The sequence below is a fragment of the Streptomyces sp. LUP30 genome, assembly GCF_001746365.1.
Classification (GTDB): Bacteria; Actinomycetota; Actinomycetes; order Streptomycetales; family Streptomycetaceae; genus Streptomyces.
This window is the reverse complement of sequence record NZ_MJAJ01000051.1, coordinates 34,718-53,749: the sequence shown is the minus strand read 5'-3', so window position 1 is coordinate 53,749 and position 19,032 is coordinate 34,718. Positions and strand designations below refer to the sequence as shown.

Annotated in this window: 16 protein-coding genes; 11 read left to right on the top strand and 5 right to left on the bottom strand. The window is 74.3% G+C overall.

Features of this window, described 5'->3' with window-relative positions:
* The first annotated feature begins 7 nt into the window (after positions 1–7).
* The 6 genes from BG482_RS31960 to BG482_RS31935 all read left to right on the top strand — a co-directional run bounded on the left by BG482_RS31960 (position 8) and on the right by BG482_RS31935 (position 9,016).
* Positions 8–4,582, top strand: a complete 4,575-nt coding sequence (locus BG482_RS31960; RefSeq protein WP_069772681.1) for a type I polyketide synthase — start codon at positions 8–10, stop codon at positions 4,580–4,582.
* Entirely contained in the window at positions 4,579–4,905 is a 327-nt protein-coding gene (locus tag BG482_RS31955) for an acyl carrier protein (protein ID WP_069772680.1), read from the top strand. Before BG482_RS31960 ends, BG482_RS31955 begins: the two co-directional genes overlap by 4 nt.
* A gap of 3 nt (positions 4,906–4,908) precedes the next feature.
* Positions 4,909–5,736, top strand: coding sequence for an alpha/beta fold hydrolase (locus tag BG482_RS31950; protein WP_069772679.1), 828 nt, complete (start codon positions 4,909–4,911; stop codon positions 5,734–5,736).
* Positions 5,733–6,899 carry a glycosyltransferase gene (locus BG482_RS31945; RefSeq protein WP_069772678.1) on the top strand — a complete coding sequence of 389 codons (1,167 nt, stop codon included), beginning with the start codon at positions 5,733–5,735 and terminating at the stop codon, positions 6,897–6,899. Before BG482_RS31950 ends, BG482_RS31945 begins: the two co-directional genes overlap by 4 nt.
* Positions 6,896–7,963 carry a class I SAM-dependent methyltransferase gene (locus BG482_RS31940; protein WP_176741523.1) on the top strand — a complete coding sequence of 356 codons (1,068 nt, stop codon included), beginning with the start codon at positions 6,896–6,898 and terminating at the stop codon, positions 7,961–7,963. The genes BG482_RS31945 and BG482_RS31940 overlap by 4 nt, the downstream gene beginning before the upstream one ends.
* A gap of 99 nt (positions 7,964–8,062) precedes the next feature.
* Positions 8,063–9,016, top strand: coding sequence for an alpha/beta hydrolase fold domain-containing protein (locus tag BG482_RS31935; RefSeq protein WP_069772677.1), 954 nt, complete (start codon positions 8,063–8,065; stop codon positions 9,014–9,016).
* Between the two features lie 65 nt (positions 9,017–9,081).
* Here BG482_RS31935 and BG482_RS31930 read toward each other — a convergent pair whose 3' ends face one another.
* A complete protein-coding gene (locus tag BG482_RS31930; RefSeq protein WP_069772676.1) occupies positions 9,082–9,870 on the bottom strand; it encodes an alpha/beta fold hydrolase in 789 nt (262 codons plus the stop codon).
* Positions 9,871–10,032: 162 nt separating this feature from the next.
* Between BG482_RS31930 and BG482_RS31925 the strand changes: the two genes are divergently transcribed.
* The gene (locus tag BG482_RS31925) at positions 10,033–10,377 is read left to right on the top strand and encodes a cupin domain-containing protein (RefSeq protein WP_069772675.1); all 345 of its coding nucleotides are present in this window, start codon (positions 10,033–10,035) and stop codon (positions 10,375–10,377) included.
* Here the strand turns inward: BG482_RS31925 and BG482_RS31920 are convergent.
* Positions 10,367–11,413 (bottom strand): LacI family DNA-binding transcriptional regulator, encoded by a 1,047-nt coding sequence (locus BG482_RS31920; RefSeq protein WP_069772674.1) that lies wholly within the window; start codon positions 11,411–11,413, stop codon positions 10,367–10,369. The two genes, BG482_RS31925 and BG482_RS31920, sit on opposite strands and share 11 nt — an antisense overlap.
* A 139-nt stretch (positions 11,414–11,552) precedes the next feature.
* On the opposite strand from BG482_RS31920, the gene BG482_RS31915 reads away from it, so the two are divergent.
* Positions 11,553–12,710 carry a Gfo/Idh/MocA family protein gene (locus tag BG482_RS31915; RefSeq protein WP_069772673.1) on the top strand — a complete coding sequence of 386 codons (1,158 nt, stop codon included), beginning with the start codon at positions 11,553–11,555 and terminating at the stop codon, positions 12,708–12,710.
* Between the two features lie 137 nt (positions 12,711–12,847).
* On the top strand, positions 12,848–13,516 hold the full coding sequence (locus tag BG482_RS31910) for a hypothetical protein (protein ID WP_069772672.1): 669 nt from the start codon (positions 12,848–12,850) through the stop codon (positions 13,514–13,516).
* A 98-nt stretch (positions 13,517–13,614) separates the two neighbouring features.
* On the opposite strand, the gene BG482_RS31905 is transcribed toward BG482_RS31910, so the two are convergent.
* Positions 13,615–14,649 carry a LacI family DNA-binding transcriptional regulator gene (locus BG482_RS31905; protein WP_069772671.1) on the bottom strand — a complete coding sequence of 345 codons (1,035 nt, stop codon included), beginning with the start codon at positions 14,647–14,649 and terminating at the stop codon, positions 13,615–13,617.
* Positions 14,650–14,778: 129 nt separating this feature from the next.
* On the opposite strand from BG482_RS31905, the gene BG482_RS31900 reads away from it, so the two are divergent.
* Positions 14,779–15,951, top strand: coding sequence for a phytanoyl-CoA dioxygenase family protein (locus tag BG482_RS31900; protein WP_069772670.1), 1,173 nt, complete (start codon positions 14,779–14,781; stop codon positions 15,949–15,951).
* A gap of 451 nt (positions 15,952–16,402) precedes the next feature.
* Positions 16,403–17,407, top strand: a complete 1,005-nt coding sequence (locus BG482_RS31890; protein ID WP_069772668.1) for a Gfo/Idh/MocA family oxidoreductase — start codon at positions 16,403–16,405, stop codon at positions 17,405–17,407.
* 59 nt (positions 17,408–17,466) lie between these two features.
* Here the strand turns inward: BG482_RS31890 and BG482_RS44230 are convergent, their stop codons facing one another.
* Complete coding sequence (locus tag BG482_RS44230; RefSeq protein ID WP_176741522.1) at positions 17,467–17,640, bottom strand: hypothetical protein; 174 nt, start codon at positions 17,638–17,640, stop codon at positions 17,467–17,469.
* Between the two features lie 51 nt (positions 17,641–17,691).
* Positions 17,692–18,939, bottom strand: coding sequence for a serine hydrolase (locus BG482_RS31880; RefSeq protein ID WP_069772666.1), 1,248 nt, complete (start codon positions 18,937–18,939; stop codon positions 17,692–17,694).
* Between the last annotated feature and the right edge of the window lie 93 nt (positions 18,940–19,032).

The window sequence follows — 19,032 nt, the reverse complement described above, 5'->3', positions numbered from 1 at the left end:
ACAGGTCATGACGGCACGTCAGGTGCCGGTCGCCATCGTCGGGATGGCGGTGCTGCTGCCGGGCGCCCCCGACCTGGACGCCTACTGGCGCAACCTGCGCGACGGCGTCGACGCGATCGGCGAGGCGCCCGAAGGGCGCTGGGACGCCGACTTCTACCGGCCCGGCACCGCGTCCGACCCGGCCGTCGCGGACCGGGTCTACGCCCGCCGGGGCGGCTTCGTCGACGGGCTGGCGCAGGTGGAGGTCACCCGTTTCGGGATCATGCCGAACTCGGTGGCCGGGACCGAGCCCGACCAGCTGATCGCCCTGCACGTGGCCTCCGCGGCACTCGACGACGCGGGTGGCGCGGACCGCCTTCCCGACCGGGGGCGGGTCGGCGTCGTCCTGGGCCGGGGCGGCTATCTGACGCCCGGCCTGGTCCGGCTCGACCAGCGGGTCCGCACCGCCGGCCAACTGGTGCGCACCCTGGGCGAGTTGCTGCCCGACCTGACGGGCGACCAACTCGACCGGGTGCGCTCGGCGTTCACCGAGCGGCTCGGTCCGGACAGCCCCGAGTCGGCGATCGGCCTGGTGCCGAACCTCGCGGCCTCCCGGGTCGCCAACCGGCTCGACCTGCGCGGGCCCGCGTACACGGTGGACGCCGCCTGCGCCTCGTCGCTGGTCGCCGTGGACCAGGCGGTGGGCGAACTCGCCTCCGGGCGCTGCGACCTGATGCTCGCGGGGGGCGTCCACCACTGCCACGACATCACGCTGTGGAGTGTCTTCTCCCAGCTGCGCGCCCTCTCCCCCAGCCAGCGCATCCGCCCCTTCCACCGGGACGCCGACGGCATCCTGATCGGCGAGGGGACGGGCGTCGTCGTCCTCAAGAGACTGGCCGACGCCGAACGCGCGGGCGACCGGATCTACGCCGTGATCCGGGGCACCGGCGTGGCCAGCGACGGCCGGGCGGCGGGTCTCGTCAACCCCGATCCCGGTGGCCAGGCGCAGGCGGTGCGGCAGGCGTGGCGGGCGGCCGGGCTCGACCCCGCCGAACCGGACTCGATCGGCCTGCTGGAGGCGCACGGCACCGCGACCCCGGCCGGCGACGGAGCCGAACTGACCACGCTGGCCGAGGTGTTCGGCCCCGGCGACGGCGACGCGGTGCTGGGGTCGGTCAAGTCGATGATCGGGCACGCCATGCCGGCCGCCGGGGTCGCCGGTCTGGTCAAGGCCGCGCTCGCCGTCCACCACGGCACGCTCCTGCCGACCCTGCACTGCGACGACCCGCACCCCGCCCTGGCCCGCACCCGGTTCCGCGCTCTGGAGAAGGCGGCCGACTGGGAGACCACCGAGCGGCGGCCCGTGCGCCGCGCCGCCGTCAACGCGTTCGGGTTCGGCGGGATCAACGCGCACGTGGTGCTGGAGGAGGCGCCGGACTCCCGCGGGAGCCGCGCGGGCGGCCCGGCCCGGCCGGCCCTGCGGGTCGCCGAGCCCGAGCAGGTGCTGCTGCTCGCCGCCGACTCCCCGGCCCGCCTGGCCGCCCTTCTCGACGCCGACGACGCCACCGTGCGGGCCGCCGGCCTCGACCCGGACCGTCCGCACCCGCAGGCCGGGCCCGCCCGCCTCGGCATCGTCGACCCGACCGCCAAGCGGCTCGCCCTGGCCCGCCGCGCGGTCGTCCGGGAGCGGCCCTGGAACGGCCGCAGCGATGTCTGGTTCCGGCCCGGTCCCCTGCTGGGCGCCGGCCACGGCAGGCTCGCGTTCCTCTTCCCCGGCCTGGAGGGCGACTTCACCCCGCAGGTCGACGACGTGGCCGCCCACTTCGGGCTGCCCGCCGTCACGGTCGACGGTTCCCGCACGGGTGACGTGGGCCGGCACGGCTTCGGCGTGGTCGCCGTCGGCCGCCTCCTCGACGCGGCGCTGCGCCGCAGCGGGATCGTGCCGGACGCCGTCGCCGGACACAGCGTGGGCGAGTGGACGGCGATGGCCGCGGCCGGGCTGTACTCCGGGGACGAGGTCGACGCGTTCATGAGCACGTTCGACCCGGACTCGGTGACCGTCCCCGGTCTGGCCTTCGGCGCGGTCGGCGCGTCGGCCGAGAGCGTCCTGACCGCCCTGCGCGCCGAGGGCGGGGACCGCGCGGGCCTGGTCCTGTCCCATGACAACGCGCCCGGCCAGTCGATGGTGTGCGGTCCGCAGGCGGCGGTGGAGGACTTCGTGCGGGCGCGACGCGCCCAGGGCGTCCTCAGCCAGGTCCTGCCGTTCCGGTCGGGCTTCCACACGCCGATGCTGCGTCCCCATCTCGCGCCGATCGAGCAGGCCGCCCGCCGGTTCCGGCTGCATCCGCCGCACACCGCGCTCTGGTCGGGCACGACCGCCGCGCCGTTCCCCGACGACGAGGCCGGGATCCGGGCCCTCTTCGTCCGGCACCTGCTGGAGCCCGTACGGTTCCGGCAGCTGACCGAGGCCCTGCACACGGCGGGCCACCGGGTGTTCGTCCAGGTCGGCCCAGGTCAGCTCGGCTCTCTCGTCGGGGACACGCTGGGCGCTCACGACCACCTGGTGGTCGCCGCGAACTCGCCCCACCGCAGCGGCCTCGCCCAGTTGCGCCGGGTGGCCACCGCGCTGTGGACGGCGGGTTCGGCGGTGGCGCCCTCGCTGCGCCCCGTCGGGGAGGCGGCCGGGGACCGACGTCCGCCGGTGCGACTGGAGCTGGGCGGCGCCCTGGTGTCCCTGGCTCCCGGACGGCTCACCGAGCTGCGGGCCGACCTCCGGGCCGAGCTCCGGGGCGATCCGCGCGGGGAGCCGGGCGCGTCCGCCCGTGCGCCGGGCCGGGTGGGCCCGTCGCCGCTGGACACGCTCGTCGACGGCTCCCCGATGGCCGCCGAACTGAGCGCCCTGCTGCGCGAGACCGCGGACACGGCCGCACTGCTGATGTCCGCGCGGACGACGGCCCCGGCGAGAACGCCGATGCCCGCGCCTGCTCCGGCCCACGCCCCCGCCCCTGTGCCCGCCCCGGCACCGGACCCGTCGGACGGGTCACGGCACACGACCGTCCGCGTCTCCCCCGACACGATGCCGTACCTGCTGGACCACTGTTTCTTCCCCCAGCGGCCCGGCTGGCCCGAGGTGGCCGACCGCTGGCCGGTCGTGCCGGCGACGACGATCGTGCAGCACATCGTGGACGCGGCGCTGGAGACCGCCCCCGGCGCGGTGCCGGTCGCCGTGCACGGCGCGCGCTTCGAGGAGTGGCTCACCGCCACCCCGGCCGTGGACGTGCCCGTGACCGTGACGCCCGGGGAACCCGGTCGCCTCGCCGTCTCCTTCGGTCCCCGCGCCCGCGCCACCGTGCAGCTCGCCGCGGCCCATCCCGCGCCGCCGCCCGCCCCCTGGACCGTCGACCCCGGCGCCGAGCGCGCCCCGGACCACACCGCCGCCCAGCTCTACGCAGAGCGCTGGATGTTCCACGGCCCGGCGTTCCAGGGGGTCACCGAGCTCACCGCGATCGGCGAACGGCATGTGCGCGGACGTCTCACCACGCCTGCCGCGCCCGGCGCCCTGCTGGACAACGTCGGCCAGGTCCTCGGCTACTGGATCATGGCGACCCGTGCCGAGCGGACCGTGGTGTTCCCCGTGGGCATGCGGGAGATGCGGTTCTACGGGCCCCATCCGGCGCCGGGCACGGAGGTGGGCTGCCTGGTGCGGGTCACCTCGCTCACCGACGCCGTCCTGGAGGCCGACGTCCAGCTGACGGTCGGCGGGACGGTGTGGGCGGAGCTGTACGGCTGGCAGGACCGTCGCTTCGACAACGACCCGCAGACCCGGCCCGTCGAGCGCTTCCCCGAGCGGCACACCCTGTCCGAGGCGCGGCCGGGCGGCTGGCTGCTGCTGCACGAGCGGTGGCCGGACCTGGCCTCCCGGGAGCTGATCATGCGCAACTCCCTGGGCGGCGCGGAACGTGCGGAGTACGCGCGGCACGCGCCGCGCGGGCGCCGGCAGTGGCTGCTGGGCCGGATCGCCGTCAAGGACGCGGTGCGGCAGTGGCTGTGGGACCAGGGGGAGGGCCCGGTCTTCCCGGCGGAGCTGCGGGTGCACAACGACGACGCCGGCCGCCCCTACGTCACCGGGGTGCACGGCCGGGCCCTGCCCCCGCTGGACGTCTCGCTGGCCCACTGCGCGGAGGCGGCCGCGGCGATCGTGCGGCCGCACCGGCCGGGCCCCGGGCCGGGGATCGACGTCGAGGAGGTCGTCGACCGCGCCCCGCAGGCCATGGCCGCCGCCCTCGGCGCGGACGAACTGCGGCTGCTGCGCCGCCTGTCGGCGTCGGCGGGCGACGGAGAGGCCCTGTGGTTCACCCGCTTCTGGGCGGCGAAGGAGGCCGTCGCCAAGGCCGAGGGCACCGGCTTCGGCGGCCGGCCGCGGGACTTCGCCGTGCTCGACGCGGCACCGGCCGGAGACCGGCTGACCGTCGCGGGTCGCCTGGAACGCGCCTACACCGTGCACTGCGCACCGGCCGCCAACCCGCCCCGGCTGCCGGAGCGCGCCTACGTCGTGGCATGGACGACGGGACAACCGACCGCTGAGGAGTACGACGCCCGATGACATCCCCCACCCCCCGCACCCCCGTCACCGCCGACGAGGCCTCCGTCCTCGCCGACCTCACCGCCCTGCTGGCGCGGCTCCTGGAGGACGAGTACGGCCTCGACGACGTCGAGATCGGCATGGCGACGACCTTCAACCGCGACCTGGAGCTGGAGAGCATCGACCTGGTCACCCTGGCCGGACTGCTCCAGGAGCGCTACGGCGAGCGCGTCAACTTCGCCGAGTTCCTGGCGGACATGGAGTTCGAGGAGATCATCGAGCTGACCGTCGGACGGCTGGTCGAGTACGTCGTGACCAGTCTGAAGGCCACGGAGGCGAGCTGAGCCATGGCGATGGTCGACACCGGCGCCGTCCGGTTGCACGTACAGCGGATCGGCCCCCGCGCGGGCCGGCCGGCGACCGCCACCGTGGTCCTGGTGCACGGTCTGCTCACCGACAGCCTCGCGAGCTACTACTTCACCGTCGCGCCCGCGTTCGCGGCCGCCGGGCTCGACGTGGTCATGTACGACCTGCGCGGGCACGGCCGCAGCGAACGCCCGGCGCGGGGGTACACGCTGGACCACAACATCGACGATCTGGAGGCGTTGCTCGACCGGCTGGCGGTGAGCGGTCCCGTGCATCTCGTCGGCAACTCCTACGGCGGCACGATCGCGTTCGGTTTCGCCGCCCGGCACCCGGAGCGGGCGGCGAGCGTCAGCCTCATCGAGTCGGAACCGGCCACCGCGGCCTGGGCGGTGAAGCTCGGCGGCATCCTGGACCGCGTCGTCACCCAGCTCGCCCACAACGAGGCCGACGCGATCCGCTGGATCTCCGCCCACCGCGGACACAACACCGCGCGCCTGGCCAAGGGCGCGGCCCGGCTGGCCCGTGACACCACCCTCGGCCGGGACATCCCCGCCAGCCGTGTGCTGACGCAGGCTCAGATCGCGGCGGTGCGCTGTCCGGTGCTCGGTCTGTACGGGGGCGACTCCGACCTCGCCGAGCTCGCGCCCCGGCTGGAGTCGGCGCTGCCGGACTGCCGGACCGTGGTGGTCCCGGGGCATGAGCACTCGGTCCTGGTGGAGGCGTCCGGGACGGTCGGCGGGCACGTTCTCGGGCTCGTGGAAGAGGTCGAGCGCACGGCCGGACGGGTGGCGGCGGAGGCGGCCGGGTGAGCCGGTTCCTGTTCGTCGTACCGCCGTTGACGGGTCACATCAACCCGGCGGTCGGCGTCGCCGCCGAACTCACCGCACGCGGCCACCGGGTGGCGTGGGCCTGTTCCGACCCGGCGCTGGTCACCCGGCTGGCGGGCTCCACGGCCGGACCGGTCCTGGCCTGCGCCGGGGCGCCGCGGGGCGAGCGGCCGGCCGAACTGCGCGGGCCGGAGGCGCTGAAGTTCCTGTGGGAGTGGTATCTGCTGCCGCTGGCCGAGGCGATGGCCCCTGGTGTCCGGGCCGCGGTCGAGGAGTTCCGGCCGGACGTCGTCGTCGCCGACCAGCAGGCCTTCGTCGGCGCGCTGGTGGCGGAGCGGCTGGGCCTGCCGTGGGCGACCTCGGCGACCACGTCGGCGGAGTTCACCGACCCCCTCGCCGGACTGCCCAAGGTCGCCGAGTGGCTGCGGCGGCGGCTCGCCGCACTGCGCGAGGCCGTCGGGGACCCGGCCGGAACCGCCGACCCCCGCTTCTCCCCGCATCTCGTCCTCGCCTTCAGCACACCGGAGTTGGCGGGCGACGCCCACGACGGGGTCTGCTGGGTCGGGCCGTCGATCACGTCCCGGCCGTCCGGGACCGGCTTCCCCTGGGAGTGGCTCGACCCCGGCCGCCGAACCGTCCTGGTCACCCTGGGCACCGCGAACGCCGACGCCGGCGGCCGGTTCCTCGACGTGTGCCGGAACGCGTTGCGGGAGCGGGCCGACCGGGTGCAGACGGTGATCGTCGATCCCGGCGGCACGCTGCCCGCGCCGGGCGACGACAAGGACGTGCTGATCGTGCCGTCCGTGCCGCAACTCGCGCTGCTGGAAAGAGGAGTCGGCGCGGTCGTGTGCCACGCCGGGCACAACAGCGTGTGCGAGGCCCTGTGGCACGGGACGCCGCTGGTGGTGGCGCCCATCCGGGACGACCAGCCGGTCGTGGCCGGCCAGGTCGTGGCCGCGGGGGCGGGGGTGCGGGTGCGGTTCGGCCGGGTCACCGCCCGTCAGCTCGGCGCGGCGGTCGACTCCGTCCTCGACGATCCCGCGCACCGCGCCGCGGCCGACCGGATCGGCACGGCGTTCCGCGCCGCGGGTGGCGCCTCGGCCGCCGCGGCCCGACTCGACGAACTGGCCAGGGAGTCCCGATGAGCGAGAAGACCGAGCGCGCCGAACGGATCGCCGGGCTGCGGCCCGTCTATCAGGCGGACATCGCCGCCGGCCCGGACCGCTTCTTCGAGCCCCGGCGCACCAGTTGCCCCTGGTGCGGCTCGCCGGAGCTGACCACCCGGCTGCGCACCACCGACCTGCTCCAGCACAAGCCGGGCCGGTTCGTCCTCGACCGCTGCGAGGGGTGCGGGCACACCTTCCAGAACCCCCGGCTGAGCGAACAGGGCCTGGAGTTCTACTACCGGGACTTCTACGACGGGCTCGGCGAGAAGAAGCTCGGCGACACCTTCGGGAGCCGGACGAAGATGTACCGGGGGCGGGCGGAGTCGATGCTGCCGCACGACCCCGCGCCCAAGACCTGGCTGGACGTGGGCACGGGCCACGGCCACTTCTGCGCGGCCGCGCGCGAGGTGCTGCCCCACACCTCGTTCGACGGGCTCGACTTCACCGACGGCGTCGAACTCGCCGAACGGGAGGGCCGGGTGGAGCGTGGCTACCGGGGCGACTTCCCCGGGCTCGCGCCCGAACTGGGCGGCCGCTACGACGTGGTGAGCATGTTCCACTACCTGGAGCACAGCACCGATCCCGACCGCGAACTGCGCGCCGCGCGCGAGACGGTACGACCCGGCGGGCATCTCCTCGTCGAGGTGCCGGACCCCGAGAGCCGCTACGCGCGGCTGCTGGGCCGCTGGTGGCTGCCCTGGCTGCAGCCGCAGCATCTGCACTTCGTGCCGGTGGCCAATCTGCGCGCACGGCTGACAGAGCTGGGCTTCACGGTGGTGGCCGAGCAGCACGCCGAGCCGCACGACCCGGTGGACCTGCTGGCCGCCGTCTGGCTGGCGCTGGACCACACGGCCCCGCGCGACGACGCGCCCTGGCTGCCCCGGCCGCCGAGCGGACCGCGGCGCGCGCTGCGCGCGGCGCTGCTGGTCGCCGGGATCCCGGCGCTGGTGGCGGGCACCCTCCTCGACCGGTTCGCGGTGCGGCCGCTGTCCCGGCGGCTGAGGGTGTCGAACGCGTACCGGATCGTGGCCCGGCGCGACTGACGGGGCGGTGCGCACGCGGGTGTCGCCGTGCTATGTTCCGCCCGTCCCATCGACAGGAATCCTGGCGATCGACGGTACAGCTCGACGAACGGAACCCGCATGTCCATCCTGGCCGGACCGACGGTGGCCGCCCTCGCCGCCAAGACGATGCAGAGCCTCACCCGGCTGGCGAGCCGCCGCTCGGGCGGCCCCGGATCGACGGCCGCCTGGCGGGCCAGGTTCCCCGAATACCCGCGCGTCGTCACCGAGTCGACGATCCCCACGTCCGTCGCCCCCGCCCCGGTCACGGTGTACGCGCCGCCCACCGGTACGGCGACCCGGCCCCCCGTGCACGTCAACTTCCACGGCGGCGGCTATGTCATGTCGATGCCGGCGATGGACGACGCACTCTGCCGGTTCCTCGCGGTCGAGGCGGGGGTGGTCGTCGTCAACGTCAAGTACGTCGTGGCACCGCAGCACCCGTTCCCGGCCCCGCCCACCCAGGCGTACGACGTCGTGCGCTGGGTCGCCGAACACGGCGCCGAGCACGGGTGGGACGGCGGACGGCTGACGGTGGGCGGGCAGAGCGCGGGCGGCGGGCTCGCCGCTGCCGTGGCCCGCCAGGCCCATGAAGAGGCCGGGCCCCCGATCGCGCTGCAGGTGCTGCACTATCCCCCGCTGGACCTCGCGACCCCCGGCAGGGACAAGAAGGCCACCGTCGACAAGCCCGTGCTGCGGCCCTGGATGGGGGAGATCTTCGACACCGCCTATGTGCCGGACCCCCGCGAGCGCGCTCACCGCCTCGTCTCCCCCGCGGGCGCGTCGGACACCGCCGACCTGACGGGCATCGCCCCCGCGCTGGTGATCACGGCCGAGTACGACCTGCTCAGGAACGAGGCCGTCCGATACGCCGAGCGGCTGGACGCGGCCGGCGCCCTCGTGGAGCACCACGACGTCGCCGGGGCCGACCACGGCTACGACGCCCAGGACGACGAGAAGGCGCGCTTCGTCTACGCGCTGATCGCCCGGCACATCGCACGGGCCACCGGCGCGCAGGCTCCGGCCGCTTCCTGAACGGCACCACCGCTTCGGACAGGCGAGCCCGGCCGCCGCACACCGTCCGGCGGCGGACGCCGCGTTCAGCGCACCGCCGCAGCGGCCGCCTCCGCGACGATCCGGGCGACTGCGGCAGGCTGCTCGACCAGGAGGAGGTGTCCCGCATCGGGCACGGTGACCGTGCGCACGTGCGGGCAGGCCTCCAGGGCGCGCCGCTCGCCGTCCGTCAGGCCGATCTCGTCGCGGTCGCCGCGTACTGCCCACGTGGGGACGGCCGCCGCGCACAGCCTGGAGACCAGGGAGGGATACCGGTCCAGGTAGGCGTAGTAGGCACGCACCACGCGACGGCAGGTCGCCGGGTCGTTGCCGCCCATGACCGCCGCCAGGGTCTCGGCGCGGTGCGGCGGCAGCTCGCGTCTCACCGCCCGCGGCACAAGCTTGATCATGGCCGCCCAGGCCGCGCCGCCGAGCACGGGCACCCGGCCGACGGCGTTCAGCACGGTCAGGAACCTCGCCTCGTCGCCCCGCGAGAACGTCGGCGACAGCAGCACCAGGGGCCCGGTGAACACCCCCAGCGCGGCCATCTCGAGCGCCACGTTCGCGCCCAGGCTGTGACCGACGACGGTGTCGCAGCCGGCCTGCGCGGCGAAGTCAGCCATCAGCCGCGCGTAGTGCTCCATGGACACGTCCGCCGGCGCCTCGGTACGGCCGAACCCCGGCTGGGTGACCGCGACCATACCGAGCCCGGCCACCGCGGGCTCGGCCATGACGTCGGCGTAGAACTCCGTCGTGCACATCCCGCCCGGGATCATCAGCACCCGGTGCGGGGCGTCCGCCGCGCCCGCCCGGCGGACCTCCCAGCGCTCACCCATGTTTGTAGCCTGCCGCCGTGCCCGCCCGGCCGCACCCGGAGCGGCCCGAGCCGCCCCCTTGCCCTTCCGCTCCTCCGCCCCGACGGACTGCCGCCCTTCCCCCGCCCGCGGCACACACCCTGTCCACCCCGCACGGCAGGACCGCGCCGCTAGGGTCGCCGCATGACCCACAGCTTCGCTCTGCACATCCCCGACGCCGACCTCGAACCCGACCCGCTCGACCCGGCCCAGATCGTCTCCGGCGCCCCCGAGGCCAGCGGCAGGGTGGTCTGGGAGTCCGCCGACGGCCGGCAGATCCGGGGGATCTGGCAGATCACGCCGGGCGTGGTCACCGACACCGAGGCGGACGAGCTGTTCGTCGTGATCAGCGGCTCGGCGACGATCGAGGTCGAGGGCGGCCCCGTCCTGACGGTGGGCCCCGGCGACATGGCCGTGCTGCGCGAGGGCGACCGCACGACGTGGACGGTCCACGAGACGCTGCGGAAGGCCTACGCGATCAATCGGTGAGCGGGGCGGCCGCCGGAGCCGTCGTCCCCCGGATCTCCAGCAGCGGCGCGGCCAGCTGTACCCGCCCCGCACCCCCGCGCCCCTCGATCCGGTCCAGGAGGCAGCGGGCCGCCCGGCGTCCGACCTCGTGGCCGGCGTTGTCCACGGTGGTCAGCCACAGATGGCGCAGTCGCGACGTGCTGGTGTTGTCGTAGCCCACCACGGAGAGGTCGCCGGGGACGCGCAGGCCCAGTTCCTCGGCCGCCGACAGCGCGCCCACACAGGCGATGTCGTTGACGCCGAACACGGCGGTGGGCCGGTCCGGGCGGGCCAGCAGCCGTACGGCGGCACGGTGTCCGCCCTCCTCGGTCATGTCACTGGGTTCGACCACGGCCCCCCGCGTCCCGTGGGCACGCATCACGGCTTCGAAGCTGCGCCGGCGCAGCTCCCCGACCGCGCCGTAGCCCGCGATGTGCGCGATGCGGCGGTGGCCGAGGGCGAGAAGGTGCTCGGTGGCCAGGCGCGCGCCCTGTTCGTCGTCGCCCGCGACCACGTCCACGCCCGGCGGGACGGGCTCCCGGGCGCCCGCGACGACCACCGGGATCCGCTCGGCGACCGCGTCCAGCGCCGCCGGGTCGGGCAGGGTGCCGACGACGACCAGCCCGTCCGCCCCCAGGTCCAGGAAGGAGTCGGCCGGGTCCTGGCCGACGCGGCGGTTCAGGCGGGCGTCGGCGAGCAGCATGTGCAGACCGCTCGCGTGCAGCAGGGAGTTGAGGCCGTCCACGAGGTCGACGTACCAGGGGTTGCGCAGGTCGTGCAGCAGAACGCCGACCAGGGGGGTCCCCCCGCCGGAGCGCGGCCGGGCTGAGGGGAGGGCACGTGCCTCGCTGAGGCTGCGCGCCGCCGCGTTGGGCCGGTAGCCGAGTTCGCGCACGGCGCGCAGCACGGCCTCCCGCTTCTCCGCGCGCACCTGCCCGGAACCGCGCAGCACGAGGGAGACCAGCGATTTGGACACGCCCGCGCGGTCGGCGACGTCACGGATGGTCGGTGGTCTCATGACTTGGACCGTTCCATGTCGTTGACCGGTTGTCAAACGGGCGTATGGACCTTGACACCCTGTTCAGAGCGCCCTCAGGGTGGCCTGGACAGGACATGGACCGGTCTAATGGGGCCGCTCAGGGCTGAGAGGAGCCGTCATGGTGGACGCGCTCGGTGTCGCCGTCGTCGGGTTCGGCTGGATGGGCCGGGTGCACACCCAGGCCTACGCCCGTGTCCGGCACCACTATCCGCAGCTCGCCCTGCGGCCGGAGCTGGTGGTGGTCGCCGAGGAGGTCCCCGGCCGGGCCGAGGAGGCCGCCGACCGGTTCGGCTTCACCGCCACCACCCGGAACTGGCGGGAGGTGGCCGCCGACCCGCGCGTGGGAGCCGTCAGCATCACCGCGCCGAACTTCCTGCACCGCGAGATCGGCGTCGCGATGGCCGAGGCCGGCAAGCACATCTGGATCGAGAAGCCCGTGGGTCTCACGGTCGAGGACGCCCGCGCGGTGGCCGACGCGGTGGCCGCGGCGGGCGTGCAGGGCACGGTCGGCTTCAACTACCGCAACGCCCCGGCCGTCGAGGCGGCCCGCGACCTGATCGCGTCCGGTGAACTCGGCGCGATCACCCATGTCCGCATCCGGCTCTTCAGCGACTACGCGGCCCATCCGGACGGCGCTCTGACGTGGCGCTACGAGCGGGAGCGCGGCGGCAGCGGCGTACTGGGCGACCTGGCGTCGCACGGCGCCGACCTGGCCCGCTTCCTGCTCGGCGAGATCACCGCGCTGACGGCCGACACGGCGGTCTTCGTGCCCGAGCGGGCCCGCCCCACGGGCGCGACGGCGGGCCACGCCCGTGCCGCCGGCGGCACGCTCGGCCCGGTCGAGAACGAGGACTACGTCAGCTGCCTCCTGCGCTTCGCGTCCGGCGCCCGGGGGGTGCTGGAGGCGTGCCGGGTCTCCGTCGGCGAGCAGAACAACTACGGCTTCGAGGTACACGGCGCGAAGGGCGCGGTGTTCTGGGACTTCAGGCGGATGAACGAACTCGGTGTCAGCCGTGGCACGGCCTATCAGGACCAGCCCGTCAGCACGGTGTACGTCGGTCCGGGCGACGGCGAGTTCGGGGCCTTCCAGCCGGGCGCCGCGAACGCCATGGGGTACGACGACCTCAAGGTCGTCGAGGCGTACCGCTTTCTGCGCTCGGTCGCCGAGGGCGCCCCGCACGGGGCCACACTCGCCGACGCGGTGCGCAGCGCAAGTGTGCTGGACGCGATGACACGGTCCGCGCACACCGGCGTCTGGACGGATGTGCACCCCTAGGGGTGGCGATAGCACCACCGCGGGTTCGGTCCCCAGGCCCAGGGACGGCGGGCCCCGTGGGACGGCACGCTTCAGGGGCCGGCGAGCGCACGGACGCCGGCGCCGAAACCGCCACACCGAGAACTCGGGGGAACCCCATGTCCGAAGCCCTCGCCCGCCGTACGACCGGCCTCGCGGCCCTCGTCGCCGCGATCGCCCTCATCGTCGAGGTGCCGCTGTACTTCGTCTACTCCGGCCCGCCGCCGGACGCGAACGTCCTGTCCCGGCTGCTGCTCGGGATCGTCGCGCTGGCGTCCCTGGTCGTGTTCTTCACCGCGTTCCGCGAACTCGTCGCCCGGGTCGCCCCCGAACACGGCTGGCTCGGCTCGATCGCCTTCTCCACCGGGCTCGTCTACGCCACCGTCACCCTGGTCTCGATGGGCCTGGAGGCCGGCGCGGTCATCGCCGTGGACCACCCGATCGACCCGACGATCGACGTCAGCGGCACCTACATCCTGTACGGGTCGATCTCGCGCCTGATGCTGGCTCTGTTCCTGGCGGCGTTCGGTCACGCGGTCACGCGCAGCGGCGTGCTGCCCCGCTGGACCGGCCGTTCCGCCTACGTCCTGGCGGGCGCCGGCCTCCTGTTCGTACCGTCGCTGTTCTTCGGCAACGACCCCGCGTTCTTCTACGCGGCGAACGGCTGGGGCACGACGGCGCTGATGGGGGCCGTCCTCAGCTACTGGCTGCTGGCCCTGGGCATCACGGTGTACCGCAGCGCGGGCCGGGTCGTCCCGGCGGGCGCGTCACCCGCTCTGCACCGCTGAGACGGCCCCGCACTGCCCGGGTGAGGCGGTCGGGCGGTCCACACGGCCCGGGGACCGGGCGTCGCACCGAGAGCACACGCCCCCAGGGGGCGGCCGCGTCAGCCGGCCGCCCCCTGGGGCGGCATGTTGTACGGGGTGACCACCTGGATCGCCGACGGCGGCCGGGGCCCGGCCGGGGGCAGCGCGCCGTGCGCGCGCATCACGGTGTGGCAGGCCTCGCGCACGTCGTGCCGCAGGTCGTGGTGGAGGACGGCGGACAGCCGGTGCTCGCGCAGCAGCCCGGTGTTGTCGTGGTCGAGGTCGTGGGCCACGAACACGTCGCAGTCGCGGCCGAGGTCGGCGAAGGCGCGCAGGGTGGCGATGTTGCCGCCGCCCATGGAGTACACGGCGCGGATCTCCGGATCGCGTTCCAGCGCGGCCCGGACGAGGTCGTACTGGGTGGCGTCCAGCCCCTGCCCCTCGGCGATCTCGACGAGCGCGCGCTCCGGATGGCGGGCGCGCATGAGGCTGCGGAAGCCCATCTCACGCTCCTCCTCGTTGCGGAAGAAGCCGCTGCTCAGGCTGGTGAGCACGTTCCCGGGGCGGTCGCCGAGCCACTGGCCCATGAGGTAGGCGGCGGTGGCCCCGGCGGCCCGGTCGTCGATGCCGACGTAGGCGAGCCGGGCGCTCGCGGGCAGGTCCGTGACCAGGGTGACGACCGGGATGCCGGCGGCCACCAGCCGGCCCACGGCGGCGGTGACCTCCGGGACGTCCGGCGCCTTGAGGATCACGCCCTGCGAGCCGCGCCGGGCGGTCCGGTCCAGGGTCGCGACCAGCTCCTGGACCGGACCGGTCTCGCGGAAGAGGAAGCGGGAGCGCAGCACGGCCGGATGCAGGGACGGCAGCTCCGCCTCCAGGGCGGACCGGACGGCCGTGGTGAACCGTTCCGGCGCCTGCATCACGATGTCGATCATGAAGGTGCGGCCGACCAGCCTGACCTGCGTGCGCTGCCGGTCCAGATCGGCGATGGCCCGCCGCACCTCCTGCGCGGTGGAGTCCCGCACCCCTCCCCTGCCGTTGAGCACCCGGTCCACGGTGGCCTCGCTGAGACCGGCCTGACGTGCGATCTCACGCAGCGGGAAAGGGTGGCCCACGGAGGCTCCTGAAGGGTGGGATCGAGGGACGGCTTGAGGGGTTTTTGACGGCTGCCTGCTGGTTGTTCGACGGGTTTGTACTGACAAGAATGGCAGCACCGAGCCGCCGCTGTCACCGAAGGGACGACGATGTCCTTCACCTCCACCCGAGACCGTGCCTGGCCGACCGAGCAGACCTGTGACATCGACGACCTGCGCGCCCTCGTGGAGCGCAGCACCGAACTCGCCGACTATCCGCACGCCGCGTCGGTCGAGGGCGGCGTCCTCGTCTATGACAGCGAGCGGCTGCGCGCCACGGGGGCCGGAGCAGGCCGGGCGGTGCGGGCCGAGCTGGTGCGCGCCTTCGCCGACGGCCCCGGCGTCGTGGTCTTCCGGGGCGCATTCCCCGATCCGGCGGTCGTCGACCGCGCCACCGCCGTCTTCGAGGCGCTGATCTCCGAGCAGCGCGCCTCGGGCGCCGCCGCAGGCGACCACTTCGCCGCGCCCGGCGCCAACGACCGCGTCTGGAACGCCCTGGAGAAGACCGCCCTGTACGACCCGGAGACCTTCGCGGACTACTACGCCAACGACGTCCTCGCCCTGGCGTCGCGGGCCTGGCTGGGGCCCGGCTACCAGGTGACCGCGCAGGTCAACGTTGTCAACCCGGGCGGCGCCGCCCAGCGCCCGCACCGCGACTACCACCTGGGGTTCCTCTCCGCGCGGACCGCCGCCGCCTACCCGGCGCACGTCCACCGGCTCTCCCCCGTGCTGACGCTGCAGGGCGCGGTCGCGCACTGCGACATGCCGGTGGAGACCGGCCCCACGCTGTACCTGCCGTACTCGCAGACGTACGAGCCGGGCTATCTGGCCTGGCGCCTGCCGGAGTTCCAGGCGTACTTCGACGAGCACCACGTGCAGCTCCCGCTGGCCAAGGGCGACGCGGTCTTCTTCAATCCGGCCGTGCTGCACGCCGCGGGCCACAACCGCACCGCCGAGGTGCGCCGCACGGCCAACCTGCTCCAGGTGTCCTCGGCTTTCGGACGGGCGATGGAGACGGTGGACCGGGAGGCGGTGGCGGGCGCGGTCTTCCCGGTGCTGCTGCGACGCCGGGCGCAGGGCGTGGACGAGGACTGGCTGGAGCGGGTCGTCGCCGCGAGCGCCGAGGGCTACCCCTTTCCCACCAACCTCGACTCCGACCCGCCCGTCGACGGTCTCGCGCCGCCCTCGCAGGCCGACCTCGTACGCCGCGCGCTGCACGAGCAGTGGACCCCCCGGACGCTGCGGGACGCGCTGCGGGCGGCCGCCCGGCGCCGCATCAGCTGACCGGGGCACGCACATGGAACTTCTCCACGTCGACGGCCGCGCCGGCCGTGACAGCCGGGGCGGCGGTGCGGCCGTCACCACGGGACGGCGACCGGAGCCGGACGCGGCCCCGGTGACCGGTCGGGCCGCCCCGGGCCGCGAGGCGGCGGGCGTACCGCCGGAGCCCGGCCCTGCGGAGCCCGGGAGGACCCGTCGGGGGGCCGGTGTCCGCCCTGCGGGCGGCGGTCGCCGACGTGCCGGTCGGCCGGGCGCCCGGCAGGATCGTCGACGTCGTCGCACGGCCCGCGTGCGGCGGGCAGCCCCCGCTCACGCCCTGCGTCCGCGCTCGGACCGGACCCGCCGGCCCCATGCTTCCCCTTCCCCTTTCCCCCGTCCCCTTCGCCCGTCCGCCCCCGTCCCCGTCCCCGTCCCCGTCCCCGTCCCGTAAGACCCTCAAGGAGCTGCACGTCCCATGCGCATCGGAATCCTCGGCCTCGGCCGCATCGGCGCCTTCCACGCCGAGACCCTCTTCGGACTCGACGCCGTCGAGTCGCTCGTGGTGGCCGACCCGTTCGCGGAGGCCGCCAAGACCGCCGCCGAGCGGTTCGGCGCCGACGTCGCGGACTCCCCCGAGGCCGTGCTGGCCGCCGGGGTGGACGGTGTCGTGATCGCGGCGGCGACCGACGCCCATCCGGGTCTGATCCTCGCCGCCGTCGAGGCGGGCGTCCCCGTCTTCTGCGAGAAGCCCGTCGCCAGGACGATGACCGAGGGCGTCGCGGTGCTCAGCGCCGTCCAGGGCAGCAGCGTGCCCATCCAGATCGGCTACAACCGCCGCTTCGACGCGGGCTTCGTCGCCGCGCGGTCGGCCGTTCGGTCGGGCGAGCTGGGCAAGCTGCACACCGTACGCTCCACCACGCTGGACCCGGCCCCGCCGCCGGCCGCGTACATCGCCGCGTCCGGCGGCATCTTCCGGGACTGCTCCGTGCACGACTTCGACATCATCCGCTGGGTGACGGGCCGCGAGGTGACCGAGGTGTACGCGGTGGGCGGCAACCGGGGCGCCGACTACATCAGGGAGGCGGGCGACGCCGACACCACCGGGGCGGTGCTCACCCTCGACGACGGCACCATCGCGGTGGTGTCCAACTCCCGCCACAACGCGCGCGGTTACGACGTCCGTATGGAGCTCCACGGCTTCACGGACTCGATCGCCGTGGGTCTGGAGGACAAGCTGCCGCTGCGTTCGGTGGAGCCCGGCGTCACCTTCCCGGCCGGCACCCCGCACGACTTCTTCATGGACCGCTTCACCGCCGCCTACCGTGCCGAACTCACCGCGTTCACCGAGGTCGTGGCGGGCTCCCGCCCCTCGCCCTGCACGATCGAGGACGCTCTGGAGGCGGGCTGGATCGCGGAGGCCTGCACGCTGTCCCTGCACGAGCACCGGCCGGTGACGATCGCGGAGGTGCGGGCCGGCTGAACCGGCGGCCCGCCCCGAGCGCGGCCGGGGACAGTGCTCCCCCGGCCGCGCTCATCGGCTCACAGGCCGTACCGCACCGCGAACTCGTCCGGGTCGTAGGCGTCGCGCGCCGGGTCTCTCGGCGTGGCCGGCTGCTCCTCCACCATGTCCTGCGGGCGCACCCGCTCGGGCAACGCGCCGAACCGCGCCCGACGCAGCTCCTCCGCGGCGCCGGCCTGCTCCTTCTCCCGCATCTCACCCTCCCCGTACACGACGTCACTCGCCCTGTGCCTTGTCGAACGTCCTCACCGCGCCGCGGGTTCCGCCGGCAGGTTGAAGACATGGTCCGGGGAGATGATCTTCGTGATCGCGTCGCCGAACAGGGTACTGGGCTCTGCGTTCTTGTAGTCGATGTCCGTGTTCAGCACGACGACGACGGTGGCCTGCGCGGACGGCAGATAGATGGTCAGCGACTCGTAACCGGGCAGCGAGCCGTTGTGGCCGATCCAGCCCTGCACATTGAAGATGCCGAGGCCGTATCCGGCGCCCGGGACGGGCGTGGGGGGTGTCGTCAGCCGCTGCTTCTGGGCGGCGGGGCTGATCATCCGCTCACCGTCGGGCAGCACGCCGGTGGCCACGGTGCGCGCCCAGATCCGCAGGTCGTCCAGGGTGGAGATCATCGCGCCGGCGGCCCAGGCCCAGGAGGGGTCCCAGTCGGCCGAGTCCTCGACCTGCCCGGTCGCGGTCTGGTTCGTGTAGCCCTGGGAGTGCGGGGTGGGGAACTCGTTGCCGGTCGGGAACAGGGTGTCGTCGAGACCGGCCGGGCTCAGGATGTGCTCGTGGATGTAGTCGTTCAGATGCTGACCGCTCATCTTCTCGACGACCAGACCGAGCAGGATCAGGTTGGTGTTGCAGTAGAAGAACTCCTGGCCCGGCGGGAAGAGCACGGGGTGCTTGAAGGAGTAGCCGAGCAGCTCCTGCGGGGAGAACGGCCGGTTCGGGTCGGAGGTCAGCGCCTTGAAGAAACCCTCGTCGTCGGAGTAGTTGAACAGTCCGCTGCGCATCTCGGCCAGCTGCCGCAGGGTGATCCGGTCGCCGTTCGGCACACCGTCGACGTAGGTCCCGATGGTGTCGTCGAGGCCGACCTTGCCCTCGTCGACCAGTTGCAGGAGCGCGGTGACGGTGAACGTCTTGGTCTCGCTGCCGATCCGCATGAACAGGTCGGGGGCCATGGTCTGACCGGTGCTCTTGTCGCGGACCCCGAAGGACTTCACGTACTGCCCCTTGTCGGGCGTCCAGATGCCGACGCTCACGCCGGGCACGTTCGCCTGCCGCATGACCTGCTGGACGGCGTCGTCGACCTGCTGTCGCACCCCGGGGGTGAGCGCGACGACGCCGTCGCCGGACGAGGTGGGCGAGGGCGGTTGGGCGGCGGTCACGGCGGCGGCCGAGGCGGGCGGCGGCGTCGCACCGGCCGCGGCGGGCGCCATCAACGCCCCCACCGCGGCGGCGACGAGGACGCCGCTGCGCAGTCGCGTGTACGGGTGTGTCATGGGCTTGCTCCCACGTGAGGAGGTTCTCGCGCCGCAGACCACAGCCGCACCAGGGGCACGGGCCGCATGCGGCCCATCACCCCCACCATACGA

Bases quoted from the DNA above. Each gene is read 5' to 3' on its own strand.
- BG482_RS31925 (WP_069772675.1), top strand. From the start codon at position 10,033: ATGACCCACAGCTTCGCTCTGCACATCCCCGACGCCGACCTCGAACCC.
- BG482_RS31955 (WP_069772680.1), top strand. From the start codon at position 4,579: ATGACATCCCCCACCCCCCGCACCCCCGTCACCGCCGACGAGGCCTCC.
- BG482_RS31930 (WP_069772676.1), bottom strand. From the start codon at position 9,870: ATGGGTGAGCGCTGGGAGGTCCGCCGGGCGGGCGCGGCGGACGCCCCG.
- BG482_RS31935 (WP_069772677.1), top strand. From the start codon at position 8,063: ATGTCCATCCTGGCCGGACCGACGGTGGCCGCCCTCGCCGCCAAGACG.
- BG482_RS31900 (WP_069772670.1), top strand. From the start codon at position 14,779: ATGTCCTTCACCTCCACCCGAGACCGTGCCTGGCCGACCGAGCAGACC.
- BG482_RS31950 (WP_069772679.1), top strand. From the start codon at position 4,909: ATGGCGATGGTCGACACCGGCGCCGTCCGGTTGCACGTACAGCGGATC.
- BG482_RS31880 (WP_069772666.1), bottom strand. From the start codon at position 18,939: ATGACACACCCGTACACGCGACTGCGCAGCGGCGTCCTCGTCGCCGCC.
- BG482_RS31940 (WP_176741523.1), top strand. From the start codon at position 6,896: ATGAGCGAGAAGACCGAGCGCGCCGAACGGATCGCCGGGCTGCGGCCC.
- BG482_RS44230 (WP_176741522.1), bottom strand. From the start codon at position 17,640: ATGCGGGAGAAGGAGCAGGCCGGCGCCGCGGAGGAGCTGCGTCGGGCG.
- BG482_RS31920 (WP_069772674.1), bottom strand. From the start codon at position 11,413: ATGAGACCACCGACCATCCGTGACGTCGCCGACCGCGCGGGCGTGTCC.
- BG482_RS31915 (WP_069772673.1), top strand. From the start codon at position 11,553: ATGGTGGACGCGCTCGGTGTCGCCGTCGTCGGGTTCGGCTGGATGGGC.
- BG482_RS31960 (WP_069772681.1), top strand. From the start codon at position 8: ATGACGGCACGTCAGGTGCCGGTCGCCATCGTCGGGATGGCGGTGCTG.
- BG482_RS31890 (WP_069772668.1), top strand. From the start codon at position 16,403: ATGCGCATCGGAATCCTCGGCCTCGGCCGCATCGGCGCCTTCCACGCC.
- BG482_RS31910 (WP_069772672.1), top strand. From the start codon at position 12,848: ATGTCCGAAGCCCTCGCCCGCCGTACGACCGGCCTCGCGGCCCTCGTC.